19 protein-coding genes are annotated in these 21,057 nt (G+C 61.1%); 12 read left to right on the top strand and 7 right to left on the bottom strand.

What is annotated here, in order from left to right:
* Positions 1 to 10: 10 nt before the first annotated feature.
* From frr to rpsB, 4 genes are all read right to left on the bottom strand, one after another.
* Entirely contained in the window at positions 11 to 568 is a 558-nt protein-coding gene (gene frr / locus ACM6JM_RS17355; RefSeq protein ID WP_011332684.1) for a ribosome recycling factor, read from the bottom strand.
* Positions 565 to 1,308 carry a UMP kinase gene (gene pyrH / locus ACM6JM_RS17350; RefSeq protein ID WP_011332683.1) on the bottom strand — a complete coding sequence of 248 codons (744 nt, stop codon included), beginning with the start codon at positions 1,306 to 1,308 and terminating at the stop codon, positions 565 to 567. Before pyrH ends, frr begins: the two co-directional genes overlap by 4 nt.
* 210 nt (positions 1,309 to 1,518) lie before the next feature.
* On the bottom strand, positions 1,519 to 2,382 hold the full coding sequence (tsf, locus tag ACM6JM_RS17345; protein WP_064593783.1) for a translation elongation factor Ts: 864 nt from the start codon (positions 2,380 to 2,382) through the stop codon (positions 1,519 to 1,521).
* A 190-nt stretch (positions 2,383 to 2,572) separates the two neighbouring features.
* Positions 2,573 to 3,310, bottom strand: a complete 738-nt coding sequence (rpsB, locus tag ACM6JM_RS17340) for a 30S ribosomal protein S2 (protein WP_008052780.1) — start codon at positions 3,308 to 3,310, stop codon at positions 2,573 to 2,575.
* A gap of 374 nt (positions 3,311 to 3,684) precedes the next feature.
* Here rpsB and map point away from each other — a divergent pair, with 374 nt between their 5' ends.
* From map to ACM6JM_RS17320, 4 genes are all read left to right on the top strand, one after another.
* A complete protein-coding gene (map, locus tag ACM6JM_RS17335; protein ID WP_039769663.1) occupies positions 3,685 to 4,467 on the top strand; it encodes a type I methionyl aminopeptidase in 783 nt (260 codons plus the stop codon).
* Between the two features lie 40 nt (positions 4,468 to 4,507).
* Complete coding sequence (locus ACM6JM_RS17330; RefSeq protein ID WP_039769661.1) at positions 4,508 to 7,210, top strand: [protein-PII] uridylyltransferase; 2,703 nt, start codon at positions 4,508 to 4,510, stop codon at positions 7,208 to 7,210.
* A 43-nt stretch (positions 7,211 to 7,253) separates the two neighbouring features.
* The gene (dapC, locus tag ACM6JM_RS17325) at positions 7,254 to 8,453 is read left to right on the top strand and encodes a succinyldiaminopimelate transaminase (RefSeq protein WP_074691296.1); all 1,200 of its coding nucleotides are present in this window, start codon (positions 7,254 to 7,256) and stop codon (positions 8,451 to 8,453) included.
* A gap of 168 nt (positions 8,454 to 8,621) precedes the next feature.
* A complete protein-coding gene (locus ACM6JM_RS17320) occupies positions 8,622 to 9,350 on the top strand; it encodes a M12 family metallopeptidase (protein ID WP_074691435.1) in 729 nt (242 codons plus the stop codon).
* A gap of 8 nt (positions 9,351 to 9,358) precedes the next feature.
* Here the strand turns inward: ACM6JM_RS17320 and ACM6JM_RS17315 are convergent, their stop codons facing one another.
* Positions 9,359 to 10,990 carry a Na+/H+ antiporter gene (locus ACM6JM_RS17315; protein ID WP_039769658.1) on the bottom strand — a complete coding sequence of 544 codons (1,632 nt, stop codon included), beginning with the start codon at positions 10,988 to 10,990 and terminating at the stop codon, positions 9,359 to 9,361.
* A 182-nt stretch (positions 10,991 to 11,172) separates the two neighbouring features.
* Here ACM6JM_RS17315 and ACM6JM_RS17310 point away from each other — a divergent pair, with 182 nt between their 5' ends.
* The 4 genes from ACM6JM_RS17310 (at position 11,173) to ACM6JM_RS17295 (ending at position 14,336) form a co-directional block, all read left to right on the top strand.
* Positions 11,173 to 11,535: an ArsC family reductase gene (locus tag ACM6JM_RS17310; protein WP_003222107.1), complete on the top strand. Its 363-nt coding sequence runs from the start codon at positions 11,173 to 11,175 to the stop codon at positions 11,533 to 11,535.
* 31 nt (positions 11,536 to 11,566) lie between these two features.
* On the top strand, positions 11,567 to 12,601 hold the full coding sequence (dapD, locus tag ACM6JM_RS17305; RefSeq protein WP_007954762.1) for a 2,3,4,5-tetrahydropyridine-2,6-dicarboxylate N-succinyltransferase: 1,035 nt from the start codon (positions 11,567 to 11,569) through the stop codon (positions 12,599 to 12,601).
* A 125-nt stretch (positions 12,602 to 12,726) separates the two neighbouring features.
* On the top strand, positions 12,727 to 13,932 hold the full coding sequence (locus tag ACM6JM_RS17300; protein WP_414882251.1) for an aminotransferase class V-fold PLP-dependent enzyme: 1,206 nt from the start codon (positions 12,727 to 12,729) through the stop codon (positions 13,930 to 13,932).
* Complete coding sequence (locus tag ACM6JM_RS17295) at positions 13,929 to 14,336, top strand: SufE family protein (protein ID WP_074691290.1); 408 nt, start codon at positions 13,929 to 13,931, stop codon at positions 14,334 to 14,336. The genes ACM6JM_RS17300 and ACM6JM_RS17295 overlap by 4 nt, the downstream gene beginning before the upstream one ends.
* A 158-nt stretch (positions 14,337 to 14,494) precedes the next feature.
* On the opposite strand, the gene tcdA is transcribed toward ACM6JM_RS17295, so the two are convergent.
* On the bottom strand, positions 14,495 to 15,313 hold the full coding sequence (gene tcdA / locus ACM6JM_RS17290) for a tRNA cyclic N6-threonylcarbamoyladenosine(37) synthase TcdA (protein WP_039769652.1): 819 nt from the start codon (positions 15,311 to 15,313) through the stop codon (positions 14,495 to 14,497).
* A gap of 214 nt (positions 15,314 to 15,527) precedes the next feature.
* On the opposite strand from tcdA, the gene ACM6JM_RS17285 reads away from it, so the two are divergent.
* From ACM6JM_RS17285 to ACM6JM_RS17270, 4 genes are all read left to right on the top strand, one after another.
* A complete protein-coding gene (locus ACM6JM_RS17285) occupies positions 15,528 to 18,119 on the top strand; it encodes a glycosyltransferase (RefSeq protein WP_074691288.1) in 2,592 nt (863 codons plus the stop codon).
* A gap of 98 nt (positions 18,120 to 18,217) precedes the next feature.
* Complete coding sequence (dapE, locus tag ACM6JM_RS17280) at positions 18,218 to 19,369, top strand: succinyl-diaminopimelate desuccinylase (protein WP_074691286.1); 1,152 nt, start codon at positions 18,218 to 18,220, stop codon at positions 19,367 to 19,369.
* Entirely contained in the window at positions 19,369 to 20,178 is an 810-nt protein-coding gene (locus tag ACM6JM_RS17275) for a putative RNA methyltransferase (RefSeq protein ID WP_064593749.1), read from the top strand. Before dapE ends, ACM6JM_RS17275 begins: the two co-directional genes overlap by 1 nt.
* Positions 20,179 to 20,253: 75 nt before the next feature.
* Positions 20,254 to 20,631 (top strand): hypothetical protein, encoded by a 378-nt coding sequence (locus tag ACM6JM_RS17270; RefSeq protein ID WP_039769649.1) that lies wholly within the window; start codon positions 20,254 to 20,256, stop codon positions 20,629 to 20,631.
* 81 nt (positions 20,632 to 20,712) lie between these two features.
* Here the strand turns inward: ACM6JM_RS17270 and ACM6JM_RS17265 are convergent, their stop codons facing one another.
* Positions 20,713 to 20,922, bottom strand: coding sequence for a cold shock domain-containing protein (locus tag ACM6JM_RS17265; RefSeq protein ID WP_007954750.1), 210 nt, complete (start codon positions 20,920 to 20,922; stop codon positions 20,713 to 20,715).
* Positions 20,923 to 21,057: the final 135 nt, after the last annotated feature.

Below are 21,057 nucleotides of genomic sequence, written 5' to 3'. Positions count from 1 at the left end.
AGCTCGACCCTTATACGGCCATCAGGTCTTTTTCTTTCTCGGCCAGCTTGGCGTCGATTTCAGCCACGAACTTCTTGGTCAGATCGTCGATCTCGCCGGCTGCGCGACGCTCTTCGTCTTCACTGATTTCCTTTTCCTTGACCAGATCCTTCAGGGAGCTGTTGGCATCGCGACGGATGTTGCGCACGGCAACACGAGCGTCTTCAGCCACATCACGCGCCTGCTTGGTGAAACCGCGACGGGTTTCTTCAGTCAGAGCCGGCATGCTGATCAGCAGCAACTCACCCAGGTTGGTCGGGTTCAGGTTCAGACCTGCACTGCCGATGGCCTTGTCCACGGCGCCCAGCATGTTGCGCTCGAACGCAACGACTTGCAGGGTACGGGCATCCTTGACGGTGATGTTGGCCACTTGCTTGATCGGGGTATCAGCGCCGTAGTAAGGCACCATCACGCCTTCCAGGATGCTCGGGTGCGCCTGACCGGTGCGGATACGGCCGAAGTTGTGAGCCAGGGACTCAACGGACTTCGTCATGCGCTCTTTAGCGTCTTTCTTGATTTCGTTGATCATTGTTGGACTTCCTCGATCAGAGTGCCTTCGGCGCCACCATGCACGATGTTCAGCAGGGCGCCCGGCTTGTTCATGTTAAATACGCGCAGCGGCATCTTGTGATCGCGGCACAGGCAGATAGCCGTCAGATCCATTACACCCAGCTTGCGATCCAGTACTTCATCGTATGTCAGATGATCGAACTTCTCGGCATGCGGGTCTTTGAACGGGTCAGCGGTGTAGACGCCATCGACCTTGGTCGCCTTGAGCACGACATCGGCGTCGATTTCAATGGCGCGCAGGCAGGCTGCCGAATCCGTGGTAAAGAACGGATTGCCGGTACCGGCCGCGAAAATCACCACGTCCTTGGAGTTCAGGTGGCGCATGGCCTTGCGACGGTCATAGTGATCGGTCACACCGACCATGGAGATGGCCGACATCACGATGGCGGAGATATTGGCACGTTCCAGCGCGTCGCGCATGGCCAAGGCGTTCATCACAGTGGCCAGCATGCCCATGTGGTCGCCCGTGACCCGATCCATGCCGGCCTTGCTCAGCGCTTCACCGCGGAACAGGTTGCCACCGCCGATCACCAGACCGACCTGAACGCCGATGCCGACCAACTGGCCGACTTCCAGCGCCATGCGATCCAGCACTTTCGGATCGATCCCGAACTCTTCCGAGCCCATCAGGGCCTCGCCGCTAAGCTTGAGTAGAATGCGTTTATAGCGAGCCTGATAACCACTGCCCTGCTGAGCCATTGCGAATCTCTCCTGCGGCGTATTTTAAAAATTCTTTGCGAGCTGTTTACAGCTGGCGTTCACTCTAGCTTGGCGCTGCTTCAGCGCCATCGGAACATGGCTTTGTAAGTCAGTTCCAAGGGGAAACCAATTAAAAATTGGTAACCCTATCTGAAAAGAGGCTGCGCGCGTGAGCGGGCAGCCTCTTTCGGGCGACAGTTGAAAACCGTCTTATTGCTTGGCGGCAGCCAGCTGGGCAGCAACTTCTTCAGCGAAGTTGTCGACCGGCTTCTCGATGCCCTCGCCTACTTTGAAGTAGGTGAAGGAAACGATTTCAGCGCCGCCTTTCTTGGCCAGCTCACCAACCTTGATTTCAGGGTTCTTGACGAACGCCTGCTCAACCAGGCTCGCTTCTGCCAGGAACTTGCTGATACGGCCCTTGACCATGTTCTCAACAATGTTTTCTGGCTTGCCTTTGATTTTTTCTTCGTTCAGCTGCAGGAACACAGCCTTTTCACGCTCGATCGCTTCGTCGGAGACTTGCGAAGGCAGCAGGAACTCAGGGTTGCTTGCAGCAACGTGCATCGCGATGTCTTTGGCCAGCTCGACGTCGCCGCCTTTCAGGACAACAGCAACACCGATCTTGTTGCCGTGCAGGTAGGTGCCGACTACGTCGCCCTCTACGCGCACCAGGCGACGGATGTTGACGTTCTCGCCTACTTTGGCAACCAGTGCTTCGCGAGCGGCTTCTTGAGAAGCGATCAGCGGAGCTGCATCGGTCAGCTTGTCAGCGAATGCTTTGTCAACGCTGGCAGCAACGAAGTTTTTGAAGTCGTCCTGCAGAGCCAGGAAGTCGGTCTGCGAGTTGACTTCGATCAGAACGGCAGCCTTGCCGTCGTCCTTGATGGCGATAGCGCCTTCAGCGGCAACGTTGCCAGCTTTCTTGGCAGCCTTGATGGCGCCCGAAGCGCGCATGTCATCAATGGCTTTTTCGATGTCGCCGCCAGCCTTTTCCAGGGCTTTCTTGCAATCCATCATGCCTTCGCCGGTACGCTCGCGCAGTTCTTTGACCAACGCTGCAGTAATTGCTGCCATTTTCAAATTCCTCTTGGATAGGTTTTCAACCATTCCACCCGATCGAACGGGCGTTCAATTCTTCCCGAACCTGTTTGTAGCTGCTGCACGTTACAGATGCTGTAGCTGCGCTGCCGACAGATGGTTTTCGAGGTGGCAAAAAGGGGGCCAAGCCCCCTTTTTGCTTACTGAGTCAACGCCAGGGCGTCGATTACTCAGCTGCAGCCTGAGTTTCTTCAGCTGCGAATTCTACAGTGCCGCCAGCAACGTTGTTGCGACCGCGGATCACTGCGTCAGCCATCGATCCCATGTACAGCTGGATAGCGCGGATTGCGTCATCGTTGCCTGGGATGATGTAGTCAACGCCTTCCGGGCTGCTGTTGGTATCGACAACGCCGATGACCGGGATGCCCAGCTTGTTGGCTTCGGTGATCGCGATGCGCTCGTGGTCAACGTCGATCACGAACAGTGCGTCTGGCAGACCGCCCATGTCCTTGATGCCGCCCAGGGAGCGATCCAGCTTCTCAAGATCACGAGTGCGCATCAGCGCTTCTTTCTTGGTCAGCTTGGCGAAAGTACCGTCTTCGGCTTGAACTTCAAGGTCACGCAGACGCTTGATGGAAGCACGGATGGTCTTGAAGTTGGTCAGCATGCCGCCCAACCAGCGGTGATCGACGTACGGCGAACCGCAACGTGCTGCTTCTTCAGCAACGATCTTGCCAGCGGAACGCTTGGTGCCGACGAACAGAATCTTGTTTTTGCCCTGGGCCAGACGCTCTACGAAAGTCAGAGCTTCGTTGAACATTGGCAGGGTTTTTTCAAGGTTGATGATGTGAATCTTGTTACGCGCGCCGAAAATGTATTTACCCATTTTCGGATTCCAGTAACGGGTTTGGTGACCGAAGTGCACACCGGCCTTCAGCATATCGCGCATGTTGACTTGGGACATGATAGTTCCTTGATAAGTCGGGTTGGGCCTCCACGTATCCCAATGACCAACCATTGATCCGAGGATCAAAGGCACCCAGGCCATCGTGTCGACACGTGTGTGGGTTAATGCTCCCGGAGCTATCCCCGGAAAGCGGCGCATTTTATACCACAGGGGCGACGCAAACGGAACCCGGAATCTGCAATCGCGTCAGGGACATGCGCGCCAGCCCCTTGGAATCGGGACAATGCGCCGCATTGTATAGACAGAAGCGATACACGCAGGCGCGGATTTGCGCCTTTGGTCTGTTAGAATCGCGTTTTTTGGGGCCGCCAAATCAACAGCCGCGCCCCTGTTCGTATCAGCAAGCGCCGTCGAGCGCAGAGAGAGCCTGTATGACCGTCACCCTCAAAACCCCCGAGGACATCGCTGGCATGCGTGTCGCCGGCAAACTGGCCGCCGATGTGCTGGAAATGATTGCCGAGCACGTCAAGCCTGGCGTGACCACCGATGAGCTGAACCAGATCTGCCACGACTACATCGTCAACGTGCAGCAGGCCATCCCCGCCCCGCTCAACTACAAGGGCTACCCGAAGTCGATTTGCACTTCGATCAACCACGTGGTCTGCCACGGCATCCCGAACGACAAGCCGCTGAAAAATGGCGACACCCTGAACATCGACGTCACGGTGATCAAGGACGGCTACCACGGCGACACCAGCCGCATGTTCCACGTCGGCACCGTGCCGGTCTGGGCCGAGCGCCTGTCGCAGGTCACCCAGGAATGCATGTACAAGGCGATCGAAATCGTCAAACCCGGCTGCCGCCTCGGTGACATTGGCGAAATCATCCAGAAGCACGCGGAAAAGAACGGTTTCTCGGTCGTACGCGAGTTCTGCGGCCACGGCATCGGCAAGGTGTTCCACGAAGAACCGCAGATTCTGCACTATGGCCGCGCCGGCACCGGCATGGAACTGAAGGCAGGCATGACCTTCACCATCGAGCCGATGATCAACCAGGGCAAGGCCGACACCAAAGTATTGGGCGACGGCTGGACCGCGATCACAAAGGATCGCAAGCTGTCGGCACAGTGGGAACACACCTTGCTTGTCACCGACACCGGCTACGAGATCTTCACCCTGCGCAGCGACGACACGATCCCGCGCATCTCGGCCTGACCCAGACACCGTTCCCAGCCTATAGAAGGAAAGCCAATCGATGCCGCAGGTGGATCCCGAACTCTTCGACCGCGGTCAGTTCCAGGCTGAACTGGCCCTGAAAGCGAGTCCTATCGCGGCGTTCAAGAAGGCGATCCGCCAGGCCCGCGAGGTGCTCGATGCACGTTTTCGGGCCGGTCGCGATATACGCAGGCTGATCGAAGATCGGGCGTGGTTCGTCGATAACATCCTGCAAAAGGCCTGGGACCAGTTCGACTGGAGCGAAGACGCCGACATCGCGCTGGTCGCGGTCGGCGGCTACGGTCGCGGTGAATTGCACCCCTATTCCGACATCGATCTGCTGATCCTGCTGGACAGCGCCGACCACGAAATTTTCCGCGATTCCATCGAGCGCTTTCTGACGCTGCTGTGGGACATTGGCCTGGAAGTCGGTCAGAGCGTTCGCTCGGTCGACGAGTGCGCCGAAGAGGCGCGCGCCGACCTGACGGTGGTCACCAACCTGATGGAAAGCCGCACCATCTGCGGCCCCGAGCGCCTGCGCCAGCGCATGCTCGACGTCACCAGCACTGCACACATGTGGCCGAGCAAGGATTTCTTCCTGGCCAAGCGCGCCGAGCAGAAGGCTCGCCACCACAAGTACAACGACACCGAATACAATCTGGAGCCCAACGTCAAAGGCTCGCCCGGCGGACTACGGGATATCCAGACCATTCTGTGGGTGGCCCGCCGTCAGTACGGCACCCTGAACCTGCGCGCCCTGGCCGGCGAAGGCTTTCTGGTCGAGAGTGAAAACGCCTTGCTGGCGTCCTCTCAGGAATTCCTCTGGAAAGTGCGTTACGCCCTGCACATGCTCGCCGGTCGCTCCGAAGACCGCCTGCTGTTCGATCATCAGCGCACCATTGCCGGGCTGCTGGGTTTTGAAGGCGACGACGCCAAACAGGCCGTCGAAAACTTCATGCAGCAGTATTTCCGGGTGGTGATGAGCATTGCCCAGCTCAGCGACCTGATCATCCAGCACTTCGAGGAAGTCATCCTCGCCCCGGAAGACGAAGCGCCACCACAGCCGATCAACTCGCGCTTCCAGCTGCACGACGGCTACATCGAGGCACGCAACGACAACGTGTTCCGCCGTACGCCGTTCGCCATGCTCGAGATCTTCGTGCTGATGGCCCAGCAGCCGGAAATCAAAGGCGTACGCGCCGACACCATTCGTCTGCTGCGGGAAAACCGTCACCTGATCGACGACAACTTCCGCAACGACATCCGCAACACCAGCCTGTTCATCGAGCTGTTCAAGTGCAAGATCGGCATTCACCGCAACCTGCGGCGGATGAACCGCTACGGCATTCTCGGACGCTATCTGCCGGAATTCGGCTTCATTGTCGGGCAGATGCAGCACGACCTGTTTCACATCTATACGGTCGATGCGCACACGCTGAACCTGATCAAGCACCTGCGCAAATTGCAGTACACCCAGGTGTCGGAAAAATTCCCGCTGGCCGCCAAGCTCATGGCCAAACTGCCCAAGCCTGAACTCATTTATATGGCCGGCCTGTACCACGACATCGGCAAGGGCCGGCATGGCGATCACTCGGAGATTGGCGCGGTGGATGCCGAGGCGTTCTGCCAGCGTCACCAACTGCCGGTCTGGGACAGCCGCCTGATCGTCTGGCTGGTGCAGAACCACCTGGTGATGTCGACCACCGCCCAGCGCAAAGACTTGTCCGACCCGCAGGTAATCCATGACTTCGCCCTGGCGGTCGGTGACGAAACCCGTCTCGACTACCTGTACGTGCTGACCGTGGCCGACATCAACGCGACCAACCCGACGCTGTGGAACTCGTGGCGTGCCAGCCTGTTGCGCCAGCTCTACACCGAGACCAAGCGCGCCCTGCGCCGCGGCCTGGAGAACCCGGTGGATCGCGAAGAACAGATCCGCCAGACCCAGAGCGCAGCACTGGACATTCTGGTGCGCGGCGGCACCGACCCGGATGACGTCGAGCAGTTGTGGGCGCAGCTGGGTGACGACTACTTCCTGCGTCACACCGCCGGCGATGTGGCCTGGCACACCGACGCCATCCTCCAGCAACCGGCTGACGGCGGTCCGCTGGTGCTGATCAAGGAAACCACCCAGCGCGAATTCGAGGGTGGCACGCAGATCTTCATCTATGCGCCGGACCAACACGACTTCTTCGCCGTGACCGTGGCCGCGATGGACCAGCTCAACCTGAATATTCACGACGCCCGGGTCATCACGTCCAGCAGCCAGTTCACCCTCGACACCTACATCGTGCTCGACACCGATGGCGATTCGATCGGCGACAATCCGGTCCGGGTCAAACAGATTCGCGAGGGACTGACCGAAGCCCTGCGCAACCCGGCCGACTACCCGACGATCATCCAGCGTCGGGTGCCGCGCCAGCTCAAGCATTTTGCGTTCGCCCCGCAGGTGACGATCCACAACGACGCCCAGCGTCCGGTAACCGTACTGGAACTCACTGCGCCGGATCGGCCGGGCCTGCTGGCACGGGTCGGCGGGATTTTCCTCGAGTTCGACCTGTCGCTGCAGAACGCCAAGATCGCCACCCTGGGCGAGCGGGTGGAAGACGTGTTCTTCATCACCGACGCCCACAATCAACCGCTGTCCGACCCGCTGCTGTGCAGCCGTTTGCAGGATGCCATCGTCGAACAGTTGAGCGTCAATCAGGAACCCGATATCAAACTGTCGCGCATCAGCATTTGATTGCGCGCCCGGATTCAACCGCTTTGCACGAGATCCCGCACCGATGAACAACGCTCTGTCCCAGCTTCAGCCCTACCCGTTCGAAAAGCTCCGCGCCCTGCTCGGCAGCGTTACGCCAAACCCGGACAAGCGCCCGATCGCGCTGTCCATCGGCGAACCGAAGCATCGCTCGCCAAGCTTTGTCGCCGAGGCGCTGGCCAACAATCTGGATCAGATGGCGGTGTACCCGACGACCCTCGGCATTCCGGCCCTGCGCGAAGCCATCGCGGCTTGGTGCGAACGTCGTTTCAACGTACCGAGCGGCTGGATCGACCCGGCGCGCAACGTACTGCCGGTCAACGGCACCCGTGAAGCGCTGTTCGCCTTCACCCAGACCGTGGTCAACCGTGGCGACGACGCACTGGTGGTCAGCCCGAACCCGTTCTATCAGATCTACGAAGGCGCGGCGTTCCTCGCCGGCGCCAAGCCGCACTACCTGCCATGCCTGGACGAGAACGGCTTCAACCCGGACTTCGACGCGGTATCGCCTGACATCTGGAAACGCTGCCAGATCCTGTTCCTGTGCTCGCCGGGCAACCCGACCGGTGCGCTGATTCCGGTCAATGTGCTGAAAAAACTGATCGCCCTGGCCGACGAATACGACTTCGTGATCGCCGCCGACGAGTGCTACAGCGAACTGTACTTCGACGAACAAACCCCGCCGCCGGGCCTGCTCAGTGCCTGCGCAGAACTGGGCCGCCAGGACTTCAAGCGCTGCGTGGTGTTCCACAGCCTGTCCAAGCGCTCGAACCTGCCGGGCCTGCGCTCCGGTTTCGTTGCCGGCGATGCCGACATCCTCAAGGGCTTCCTGCTGTACCGCACCTACCACGGCTGCGCGATGCCGGTTCAGACCCAACTGGCCAGCGTCGCCGCGTGGAATGACGAAGTGCACGTGCGCGCCAACCGTGCGCTGTATCGCGAGAAATTCGATGCCGTGCTGGCGATCCTCAGCCCGGTGATGGACGTGCAGCGCCCTGATGGCAGCTTCTATCTGTGGCCGAATGTGCAAGGCGACGATGCCGCGTTCTGCCGCGATCTGTTTGCCGAAGAACACGTGACCGTGGTGCCGGGTTCGTACCTGTCCCGTGACGTCGATGGCGTCAATCCTGGTGCCGGGCGCGTGCGCATGGCGCTGGTTGCGCCGCTGGCGGAATGCGTCGAGGCTGCCGAGCGCATCCGCGATTTCGTCCTGCGCCACAAGTAATGTCTGAACGCCCGTGCCGGGCAATCCGGCACGGGCAATCAAATATCACGTAACAGTTGCCCTCCTGTTTCTACCTCACTCTCCTATTGGCCAGACGTTAGTCTTGGGCGGCGCCGCTCGCTGCGCACCACCAAAAACCGACCTTTGACTTCATGGAAGAAGTGAAAAATGACAGAACTGCTCGATTGCCAACTTCATCAATGGCCCGACGATCAGGCGGCCTACACAGCCGCCATCAATGAAAACCCGGCCAACGCCGGCAACGCGACCGGCACTCGCCGCAAGCGCTCCGTCGTCAACTATTCAAAGCTGTGGGCCAACGGCCGCACACTGAAAATCGCCTTCATGGACGCGCCCGATGCCGAGCACAGGACCAAGATCATCGACGCCGCCAGCCAGTGGTTGCCGTACATCAACCTCACGTTCGAATTCGTCGATGACCGGCAAGGCGATATCCGCATTGCCACTAACAACAATGACAACAGCTCAATGCTGGGCACCGATGCGCTGTTGATTCATCCGGACTATCCGACCATGAATCTGGGCGTGAAGCCGGACCACCAGGACTTTGAAGTGATCGTGATTCACGAGTTCGGGCATGCGTTGGGCGCGCTGCATGAACACCAACACCCACAGGCAAAAATTCCGTGGGATAAACCGAAGGTGTATGAGTTCTACAAAAATCGCGAAATGAACCCGCTGACCGAGGCGCAGGTCGACCGAAACCTGTTCGCCTCCTTCGACACGCTGGATGCGATCTACACCTCCTACGACCGCAGGTCGATCATGCACCACCCCGTGGCCAACACCTTGACGGTGGGCAACTGGGAGGTGCCGATCAACCGCAAGATCAGCAAGAAAGACAAACGCCTGATGAGGTTGCTTTATCCCAAGTAACGTTTTGCCTATTTGACCTGGCCCAGGTTGGCCTCACTCAAGTCGAGTTCGCCCAACACCTCGCGCAGCACGTCATCACCGATCTGGTGCTGACGACTGAGGCTGTACAACTCGAGGCGTTGCGCGCGCAGCGCCTTCAGGCGCAAGCGGCGTTCCAGCAGATCCATCTGGAACGCCAGCGCCTGGGCTTCGGCCGAATCGTTGAACACCTCCAGTTGGTGGCGGTACTCGGACATGATGCGCGCCTTGAGCTCGGCCGCCAGTGCGGCTTGCGCGGCGTCCTGCGGGCTGACCTCTTCGATCTCCAGCGCGTGAATCGCCGCTTCCGCCGTCTTGCGCCAGGCGTCGCGTACTTCCTGCCGGCGTTTGTCATCCGGACTCTTTTCGATGCCGCGCAACAGCAACGGCAGCGCAATACAGGCTGCCACCAGCGACAACAGGATCACCCCGGCGGCGATGAAGATCAGCAAATCGCGCTCGGGAAACGCCTCACTACCCATCAGCATCGGCACCGACATCACGCCCGCCAGGGTCACCGCACCGCGCACACCGCCAACGGTCAGCAACCAGCAGGAACGGGCGGTCGGCACTTGCGTCAGATCCCCCTTGCCACGCAGGCGACGCAACAGCACCGACAGACGCCAGATGCTCTGCACCCAGATAAAACGCAACAGCACCAGCGCCAGGAAAATCGCCACCACGTCGAGACAGCGGTAGAACAGGGTCGGCCACAACGAGGTCTCGTGGCTGACCACCGCTTTAATGATGTCCGGCAGTTGCAGACCGAGCAGCAGGAAGATCAGGCCGTTGAAGGCGAATTCCAGCAACGACCACACACTGCGGTTGAGCAACCGGGTGCTGGTCTGGCGCGGCAGCAGATCGAGCCAGCTCTGCATCATCCCCGCCGCCACTGCCGAAAGAATGCCCGATGCGCCGAGCCGTTCGGCCAGAACGTAAGCGGCAAACGGCAGCAGCAACATGAACACCACATGGGTCGCCGGATCGTCCCAGCCCCGGGCAATCATCCAGGCGCGCAACCGGCCGACCAGCCAGCTCAGTGCCACACCCACCGCCAGACCGCCGACCGCGACCAGCACGAAAGTCAGACTCGCGTTGGCCAGGGAAAACGCACCGGTAACCGCCGCGACCAGGGCGAACTTGAACGTCACCAGGCCCGATGCATCGTTCATCAACGCCTCGCCCTGCAGCATGTGCATCAGCGGCGTGGGCAAGCGGTTCTGCGAAATGGCCGAGACCGCCACGGCATCCGTTGGCGACAGCACCGCCGCCAGCGCAAAGGCCACCGGCAAGGGAATCGTCGGCAGCAGCCAATGAATGAAGTAGCCCGCCCCGACCACGGTAAACAGCACCAACCCGACCGCCAGTGTCAGCACCGGCCCGCGCAGACGCCACAATTCCCGCTTGGGCATGCGCCAGCCATCGGAAAACAGCAGCGGTGGCAGGAACAGAAACAGGAACAGCTCCGGATCAAGAGCCACGTGCAGGCCGAGGGTCGGCCAGGCCAGCAAGGCACCGGCGGCGATCTGCACCAGTGGCAGCGGCAGCGGAATCACCCGTCCAATCAGGCGCGAGACACTGACCAGCATCAGCAGGATCAGGACGGTATAAGCGGTTTGCATAGAGCGGAAATCCCGGACAATCGACAGCGTTGAAACTGCCATATTAGCCGCTTAGGCTGTGCGTGACCGTTGCACCTATGTCGCAGCCCCCTCAGCAAAAGCAACCTCGGCGCCGCGAAACCGTCTGGTCATGGCATAATCCGACACCATTTTTTTCCAGCACCTGTAAAGGGGGCAATTCCTTGACCGTTTCAAGCAAAACGTTGCACCTTTTCGGCATCAAAGCCTGCGACACCATGAAAAAGGCGCGCACCTGGCTCGATGAACACGCTGTCAGCTATGACTTCCACGATTACAAGACCGCCGGCATTGACCGCGAGCACCTGACCCAATGGTGCGACGAGCATGGCTGGCAAACGGTGTTGAACCGCGCAGGCACGACCTTTCGCAAACTCGACGACGAACGCAAAGCCGATCTCGACCAGTCGAAAGCCATCGAACTGATGCTCGCTCAACCCTCGATGATCAAGCGCCCGGTGCTCGATCTCGGTGACCGAACCCTGATTGGCTTCAAGCCAGACATCTACGCGGCCGCGCTCAAGTAAGCAGCCCGTCACTTTTTGTAGAGGTATTCACATGTCCAACTCCCTGTTCAGTATTGCCTTCGGCGTCGGCACCCAAAACCGTCAAGGCGCGTGGCTGGAAGTGTTCTACGCCCAGCCGCTGTTGAACCCTTCGGCCGAACTGGTTGCCGCAGTTGCACCGATCCTCGGCTACACCGAAGGCAACCAGGCCATCACCTTCACCACCGCACAGGCTGCGCAACTGGCTGAAGCCGTGAAAGGCATCGACGCGGTACAAGGCAAGCTGCTGACCCGCCTGGCCGAAAGCCACAAGCCGCTGGTCGCGACCCTGCTGGCCGAAGACGCGCAACTGACTTCGACTCCTGAGGCTTACCTCAAGCTGCACCTGCTGTCCCATCGCCTGGTCAAGCCGCACGGCGTGAGCCTGGCCGGGATCTTCCCGCTGCTGCCGAACGTGGCCTGGACCAGCCAGGGCGCGATCGACCTGAGCGAACTGGCCGAGCTGCAACTCGAAGCCCGTCTGCGCGGCGAACTGCTGGAAGTGTTCTCGGTGGACAAGTTCCCGAAAATGACCGACTACGTGGTACCGGCCGGCGTGCGTATCGCTGACGCCGCACGTCTGCGTCTGGGCGCCTACGTGGGCGAAGGCACCACCGTGATGCACGAAGGTTTCATCAACTTCAACGCCGGCACCGAAGGCCCGGGCATGATCGAAGGCCGCGTCTCCGCTGGCGTCTTCGTCGGCAAGGGTTCGGACCTGGGCGGCGGCTGCTCGACCATGGGCACCCTGTCGGGCGGCGGCAACATCGTGATCAAGGTCGGCGAAGGCTGCCTGATCGGCGCTAACGCCGGTATCGGTATCCCCCTGGGCGACCGCAACACCGTCGAGTCGGGCCTGTACGTGACCGCCGGCACCAAGGTCGCGCTGCTGGACGAGCACAACAACCTGGTCAAAGTGGTCAAGGCCCGTGAACTGGCCGGTCAGACCGACCTGCTGTTCCGTCGCAATTCGGAAACCGGCGCTGTGGAATGTAAAACCCACAAATCGGCGATCGAACTGAACGAAGCGCTGCACGCTCACAACTAAGCGCCAGAAGCTCACCTGAGGGAGCCGGCCCGTTTGCCATGGCGTTCGAACGATCGCCATCGCGGGCAAGCCCGCTCCCACAGGGTTCGGCGTTAACCCGCCCATCTTCACCAGGGCTTGAAACCGTGATGATTCCCTCCCCCTGGCGTGCCGATTTCCCGGCCATCGCCGCCCTGCAACGGCAAGACCAGACTTACCTGGACAACGCCGCCACCACGCAAAAACCCCAGGCCCTGCTCGACGCGCTGGCGCATTACTACGCCAATGGCGCGGCCAACGTTCATCGTGCGCAACATCTGCCCGGCGCCCACGCCACGCAGGCGTTCGAGGACAGCCGCCTGAAGGTTGCCCAGTGGCTGAATGCCGGTGACAGCGGGCAGATCATCTTCACCCACGGCGCCACCAGTGCGCTGAATCTCCTGGCTTATGGCCTGGAACATCTTTTCCATCCGGGCGATGAAATTGTCATCAGCGCCCTGGAGCATCACGCCAATCTGCTGCCGTGGCAGCAACTGGCGCAACGTCGCGATTTGAAACTGGTGATCCTGCCGCTGGACGATGACGGCGTGATCGACCTCGCTGCTGCCGTTCACCTGTTCGGTCCGCGCACTCGCTTGCTGGCGGTCAGTCAGTTATCCAACGTGCTCGGCGCCTGGCAACCGTTGCCGGCATTGCTGGCAATGGCCAAGGCGCACAACGCCCTGACCGTGGTCGATGGCGCTCAAGGCGTGGTCCATGGCCGGCATGACGTGCAGGCGCTGGGTTGCGACTTTTACGTGTTTTCCAGCCACAAGCTGTACGGCCCCGATGGCCTTGGCGTGCTGTTCGGAAGCAACGCAGCGCTCGAACAACTGCGCCCGTGGCAGTTCGGTGGCGAGATGGTGCTGGAAGCCAACTATCACGACGCGCGCTTCCGCCCTGCCCCATTGGGCTTCGAGGCGGGAACACCGCCGATTGCCAGTGTGATCGGCCTCGGTGCGACCCTCGACTACCTCGCGGGTCTGGATCAGGACGCCGTGTCCGCCCACGAAGCCGCGCTGCACGATTACCTTTTGCGAGGCCTCGCCGCCCGCAATGGCATCCGTCTGCTGGGCAAGCCGCAACTGGCGCTGGCCAGTTTTGTCGTCGAAGGCGTGCACAACGCCGATCTGGCGCACTTGTTGACCGAACAGGGCATCGCCGTGCGCGCCGGGCACCACTGCGCCATGCCGCTGCTCAAGCGCTTCGAACTGGCCGGGGCGATTCGCGTGTCGCTGGCGCTGTACAACGATTCCGAAGATCTGGAGCGGTTCTTTGAAGCGCTGGATCAGGCGCTGGAGCTGTTGCGATGAGCCTGCCGATCGAGGCCGCCGAAGCGCTGCAAACTTTTCAGAACGCCGCCGGCTGGGAACAGCGGGCGCGATTGTTGATGCAGTTCGGGGATCGTCTGCCACCGTTGAGCGATGCGGACAAGTGCGACGCCAATCGGGTACACGGCTGTGAAAGTCAGGTGTGGCTGGTTGGCGAATTGCGCGACGGCCACTGGCAGTTCGCGGCGAGCAGCGATGCACGGATGATTCGCGGGTTGGTGGCGTTGCTGCTGTTGCGGGTCAACGGCTTGACCGCGGGCGAGCTGCAGCAGGTGGATCTGCCGGACTGGTTCAATCAGTTGGGACTGTCGCGGCAGTTGTCGCCGTCGCGCAGCAATGGTTTGAATGCCGTGTTGCAGCGGATGCGTGAACTCGCCCCGAACTGATCGTTCCCACGCTCCGCGTGGGAATGCAGCCCGGGACGCTCTGCGTCCCATGCCGAAGCGGACGCAGAGCGTCCAATGAGGCATTCCCACGCAGACGGTTCGACGCCTCGACGTGGGAACGATCGGCGACGTAGAGCGTGTGAACGATCGGTCACTGGTCAGGCCTGAGGCTTGACCCGATCCGCCGGGCGCCGCACGCCCGCCACAATCTTGTCCACAGCCTTGGTCGCCGCGACCATGCCGAACGTCGCCGTCACCATCATCACCGCGCCAAACCCGCCGGCGCAGTCCAGCTTCACGCCGTCGCCGACAAAACTCTTCTGCAGGCAAATGCTGCCGTCCGGCTTCGGATAGCGCAGCTGTTCGGTGGAGAACACGCACGGCACGCTGTAATGGCGGGTCACGGTGCGCGAAAAACCATAATCGCGGCGCAACGTTGAACGCACTTTCGAGGCCAGTGGGTCGTTGAAGGTGCGGTTGAGGTCGCAGACCTGAATCAGCGTCGGATCGATCTGCCCGCCAGCTCCACCGGTGGTGATGATCTGAATCTTGCGGCGCTTGCACCAGGCAATCAGCGCAGCCTTGGCGTTGACCGCGTCGATGCAGTCGATCACGCAGTCGATGTTCGGCGTGATGTATTCGGCCATGGTGTCGCGGGTGACGAAGTCCGCCACGGCGTGCACCTTGCAGTCCGGGTTGATCCCGCGCAGACGCTCAGCCATCACCTCGACCTTGGGTTTGCCGACGGTGCTGTCGAGCGCGTGCAACTGGCGGTTGGCGTTGCTGACGCAGACGTCATCGAGGTCGAACAGCGAAATCTCGCCCACCCCGCAACGGGCCATGGCTTCCGCCGCCCAGGAACCGACGCCGCCAACGCCGACAATCGCCACATGGGCTGCACGCAGGCGCTCGAGGCCCTCGATGCCATACAAACGGGCGATGCCTGCAAACCGCGGATCTTCTGTACTCATGACCATTACCCTGAAAACCGGCGCGCATTATAGGACTACGCAGCGACAAGTTTTAAGCTTCAAGCTACAAGTGTAAGAACTTAAGTCAAAGTCGATTGCCCAACATCCGGCATTTTCCTGTCTCTTGTAGGACTCAGCGAACTGCCGGTGTAGGATGCGCGCCCTCTTGGCGTCAACCAGCCGACCCTTCGTTCCACAGCCTTTGGAACCCGACACAGCTATGTCATCGCGTAAATTTGGACTCAACCTGGTGGTGGTTCTGGCAATCGCCGCCCTGTTCACCGGTTTCTGGGCGCTGATCAACCGCCCCGTCTCCGCGCCGAACTGGCCGGAGCAGATCTCCGGTTTCTCCTATTCACCGTTCCAGCAAGGACAGTTCCCACAGAAGGATCAGTATCCGTCCGACGATGAAATGCGCCGCGACCTGGAGATCATGAGCAAGCTGACGGACAACATCCGCATCTACTCGGTCGACGGTTCCCTGCAGGACATCCCGAAACTGGCGGAAGAGTTCGGTCTGCGCGTGACCCTGGGGATCTGGATCAGCCCCGACCAGGAGCGCAACGAGCGGGAAATCACCCGCGCCATCGAACTGGCCAACACTTCGCGCAGCGTGGTTCGCGTAGTGGTCGGCAACGAAGCGATCTTCCGCAAGGAAATCACCGCCGAACAACTCAGCGTGCTGCTCGACCGCGTGCGCGCAGCGGTGAAAGTGCCGGTGACCACCTCCGAACAGTGGCACGTCTGGGAAGAACACCCGGAACTGGCCAAGCACGTCGACCTGATCGCCGCCCACGTTCTGCCCTACTGGGAATTCATTCCGGTGGACAAGGCCGGGCAGTTTGTTTTCGACCGCGCCCGCGACCTGAAAAAGATGTTCCCGAAAAAGCCGCTGCTGCTGTCCGAAGTGGGCTGGCCGAGCAACGGCCGCATGCGCGGTGGCGCCGATGCGTCGCCGGCGGATCAGGCGATCTACCTGCGCACGCTGGTCAACAAACTCAACCGCCAGGGCTTCAACTACTTCGTGATCGAAGCGTTTGACCAGCCGTGGAAGGCCAGCGACGAAGGTTCGGTCGGCGCCTACTGGGGCGTGTTCAACGCCGCGCGCCAGCAGAAATTCAACTTCGAAGGCCCGGTGGTGGCGATCCCGCAATGGCGCGTGCTGGCCATCGGCTCGGTGGTGCTGGCGCTGTTGTCGCTGACCCTGCTGATGATCGACGGCTCGGCCCTGCGTCAGCGCGGCCGTACCTTCCTGACCTTTATCGCGTTTCTGTGCGGTTCGGTGCTGGTGTGGATCGGTTACGACTACAGCCAGCAATACAGCACGTGGTTCAGCCTGACGGTGGGCTTCCTGCTGGCGCTCGGTGCGCTCGGGGTGTTCATCGTGTTGCTGACCGAGGCCCACGAACTGGCCGAAGCGGTGTGGATTCACAAGCGTCGCCGTGAATTCCTGCCGGTAGTCGGCGATTCGGACTACCGCCCGAAAGTCTCGATCCACGTGCCCTGCTACAACGAGCCGCCGGAGATGGTCAAACAGACCCTCAACGCCCTGGCCAACCTCGACTACCCGGACTTCGAAGTCCTGATCATCGACAACAACACCAAGGACCCGGCGGTCTGGGAACCGGTGCGCGACTATTGCGAAACGCTCGGCCCGCGCTTCAAGTTCTTCCACGTCTCGCCCCTGGCCGGCTTCAAGGGCGGCGCGCTGAACTACCTGATCCCGCATACCGCCAAGGACGCCGAAGTGATCGCGGTGATCGACTCCGACTACTGCGTGCACCCGAACTGGCTCAAGCACATGGTGCCGCACTTCGCCGACCCGAAAATCGCCGTGGTGCAGTCGCCGCAGGATTACCGCGACCAGAACGAGAGCACCTTCAAGAAGCTCTGCTACGCCGAATACAAAGGCTTCTTCCACATCGGCATGGTCACCCGCAACGACCGCGACGCGATCATCCAGCACGGCACCATGACCATGACCCGTCGTTCGGTTCTGGAAGAACTGGGCTGGGCCGACTGGTGCATCTGTGAAGACGCCGAACTCGGTCTGCGGGTATTCGAGAAAGGCCTGTCGGCGGCGTACTACCACGACAGTTACGGCAAGGGTCTGATGCCGGACACCTTCATCGACTTCAAGAAACAGCGTTTCCGCTGGGCCTACGGTGCGATCCAGATCATCAAGCGCCACACCCGCAGCCTGCTGCGCGGCAAGGACACCGAACTGACGCGCGGCCAGCGTTACCACTTCCTCGCGGGCTGGTTGCCGTGGGTGGCAGATGGCATGAACATCTTCTTCACTGTCGGCGCACTGTTGTGGTCGGCGGCGATGATCATCGTGCCGCAACGGGTCGATCCACCGCTGCTGATCTTCGCGATCCCGCCGCTGGCGCTGTTCGTGTTCAAGGTCGGCAAGATCATCTTCCTCTACCGTCGCGCCGTGGGCGTGAACCTCAAGGATGCGTTCTGCGCCGCACTGGCCGGTCTGGCGTTGTCGCACACCATCGCCAAAGCGGTGCTGTACGGCTTCTTCACCAGCAGCATTCCGTTCTTCCGCACCCCGAAAAACGCCGACAACCATGGTTTCTGGGTGGCGATTTCCGAGGCCCGGGAAGAGCTGTTCATCATGCTGCTGTTGTGGGGCGCGGCACTGGGGATCTTCCTGGTGCAGGGCATTCCGAGCAACGACATGCGCTTCTGGGTGGCCATGCTGCTGGTGCAGTCGCTGCCGTACGTGGCGGCGCTGATCATGGCGTTCCTGTCGTCGCTGCCAAAACCTTCGGCGGCGCCTGAACCGGCACCGGTGGTCTAAATCCTCACCGATGCACTAAACGGCGGCCAATGGTCGCCGTTTTGCTTTAAGATAACCGCCATTTTGCGCGCCTTGCCCCCCAGCTTTCGGAGTTTTCCATGACGGCCCATGCCGACCTTTCGCCGACCCTCCAACTCGCCATCGACCTGATCCGCCGTCCGTCCGTGACGCCGGTCGACGCCGATTGCCAGAAGCAGATGATGCAGCGCCTGGGCGATGCCGGTTTCCAGCTGGAACCGATGCGCATCGAAGATGTGGATAACTTCTGGGCGACTCACGGCAAAGACGACGGCCCGGTGCTGTGCTTCGCCGGCCACACCGACGTGGTGCCAACCGGCCCGGTGACGGCCTGGCAGATCGACCCGTTCAACGCGGTGATCGACGAGCACGGCATGCTCTGCGGCCGTGGCGCAGCGGACATGAAAGGCAGCCTGGCCTCGATGACTGTGGCAGCCGAGCGTTTTGTCGCCGACTACCCGGATCACAAGGGCAAGGTTGCATTCCTGATCACCAGCGACGAAGAAGGCCCGGCGCATCACGGCACCAAGGCCGTGGTCGAGCGTCTGGCCGCCCGTAACGAGCGTCTGGACTGGTGCATCGTCGGTGAACCGTCGAGCACCACGCTGGTGGGCGACGTGGTGAAGAACGGTCGTCGCGGCTCCCTCGGCGCCAAACTGACCGTACGCGGTGTGCAGGGCCACGTGGCCTATCCGCATCTGGCGAAGAACCCGATCCACCTCGCTGCCCCGGCTCTGGCCGAGCTGGCAGCCGAGCATTGGGATCACGGCAACGACTTCTTCCCGCCGACCAGTTTTCAGATTTCCAACGTCAACTCCGGCACCGGCGCGACCAACGTGATTCCGGGCGATCTGGTGGCGGTGTTCAACTTCCGCTTCTCCACCGAATCGACGGTCGAAGGCCTGCAGAAACGCGTCGCCGACATCCTCGACAAGCACGGCCTGGACTGGCACATCGACTGGGCGCTGTCCGGTCTGCCATTCCTCACCGAGCCGGGTGCGCTGCTCGACGCGGTGTCGTCGAGCATCAAGGACATCACCGGCCGCGAGACCAAGGCGTCCACCAGCGGCGGCACCTCCGACGGTCGTTTCATCGCGACCATGGGTACGCAGGTTGTTGAACTGGGCCCGGTCAACGCAACCATCCACCAGGTCAACGAGCGCGTGCTGGCGGCCGATCTCGACGTGCTGACCGAGATCTACTACCAGACCCTGATCAAGTTGCTCGCCTGATGCTCGCGTGCCCGATCTGCAGTGAACCGCTGAACGCGGTGGACAACGGCGTGGTCTGCCCCGCCGGCCACCGCTTCGACCGCGCGCGCCAGGGTTACCTGAACCTGCTGCCGGTGCAACACAAGAACAGCCGCGATCCCGGCGACAATCAGGCGATGGTCGAGGCCCGCCGCGACTTTCTGAACGCCGGGCATTACGCGCCGGTGGCCAAGCGTCTGGCGGAGCTGGCGGCGAGTTATGCGCCGGCGCGCTGGGTCGATATCGGTTGTGGCGAGGGTTACTACACCGCGCAGATCGCCGAGGCTTTGCCCGACGCCGACGGTTACGCGCTGGACATCTCGAAGGAAGCGGTCAAACGCGCCTGCAAACGCAATCCGGCGCTGACCTGGTTGATCGCCAGCATGGCCCGGGTGCCACTGGCCTCCGGCAGTTGCCAGTTTCTGGCCAGCGTCTTCAGTCCACTGGACTGGGAAGAAGCCAAACGCCTGCTCAGCGTCGGCGGCGGTCTGATGAAAGTCGGCCCGACCAGCGGCCACCTGATGGAACTGCGCGAACGCCTGTACGACGAAGTGCGCGAATACACCGACGACAAGCACCTGGCCCTGGTACCGGAAGGCATGGCGCTGGCGCACAGTGAAACCCTGGAATTCAAACTGACGCTGGACAAGCCCGAGGATCGCGCCAACCTGCTGGCGATGACGCCCCACGGCTGGCGCGCCAGTGCCGAGCGCCGCGCGGCGGTGATCGAACAGGCCGAGCCGTTCGTGACCACGGTCTCGATGCGCTACGATTATTTCGTTCTTCAATAACTTTTGGTCTCGGGCAACGACCCGGGGCCGGCTAAATCCGCGAATGGATTTTTCAGACCCGCAGTGAGGATATCCATGCGCCAACCGGACATCGAGATTTACCTGAAAGACGCCGACGTCGACCACAAGGCCATTTCCGCCTGGCTGGGCGCCGCTCTCGGCCCGTGCAGCGACTGGGTACAGAAAGGTCAGACGTACAAGTGCAAGGCCGGCAACATCCCGGTGACCTGGCTGCCGAAGGCCGTGGGCAAGTGGAACAGTCTGTACCTGGAAAGCGATGCGACCCCTTGGGACGACGACATCGCCTGCGCCCGCGCCGCGTTCGCTGCGCTGAACGTCGAAGTGCGCTGCGCACCGGGGACGTGGGTCGAGGAAGAAGGTGAAGAGACGGCGGATCGCTGGATCCGGATCAGCGCCGATGGTGAAGAAGAAATCACCTGGAAAACTGCATAAAAGCAGCTTCGAGCTGCAAGCCTCAAGCTGCAAGCCTGACCGCTTGAAGCTTGTAGCTCGAGACTGGCCGCAGGTCCTCCCTTACAGGCCTACAACGTCTTCAGCCTGCAACCCCTTCTGCCCTTCCACCACCGCGTATTCAACCTGCTGACCCTCGGTCAGCGAACGGTGGCCTTCGCCGCGGATCGCGCGGTAGTGCACGAACACGTCCACCCCGTCTTCGCGCTGAATGAAGCCGTAGCCCTTGGCGTCGTTGAACCACTTCACGTTGCCGGTTTCACGTGTTGCCATCTGTTCATACTCCTTTTTTATTATTGAACAGGCTTTTCGCAGGAAAGCCTTTGAGGAACGTCAGCCTGCGTCCGACGTCCATAAAAGGGCCCCGGCGACAGATCGCCGAGTATATGACAGGCGGCAAAACTCTCA

It is taken from the genome of Pseudomonas sp. IT-P2, assembly GCF_949767575.1.
Classification (GTDB): domain Bacteria; phylum Pseudomonadota; class Gammaproteobacteria; order Pseudomonadales; family Pseudomonadaceae; genus Aquipseudomonas; species Aquipseudomonas pharyngis.
The sequence above is the reverse complement of the archived record's forward strand: the minus strand, read 5'-3'. Positions and strand labels throughout refer to the sequence as shown.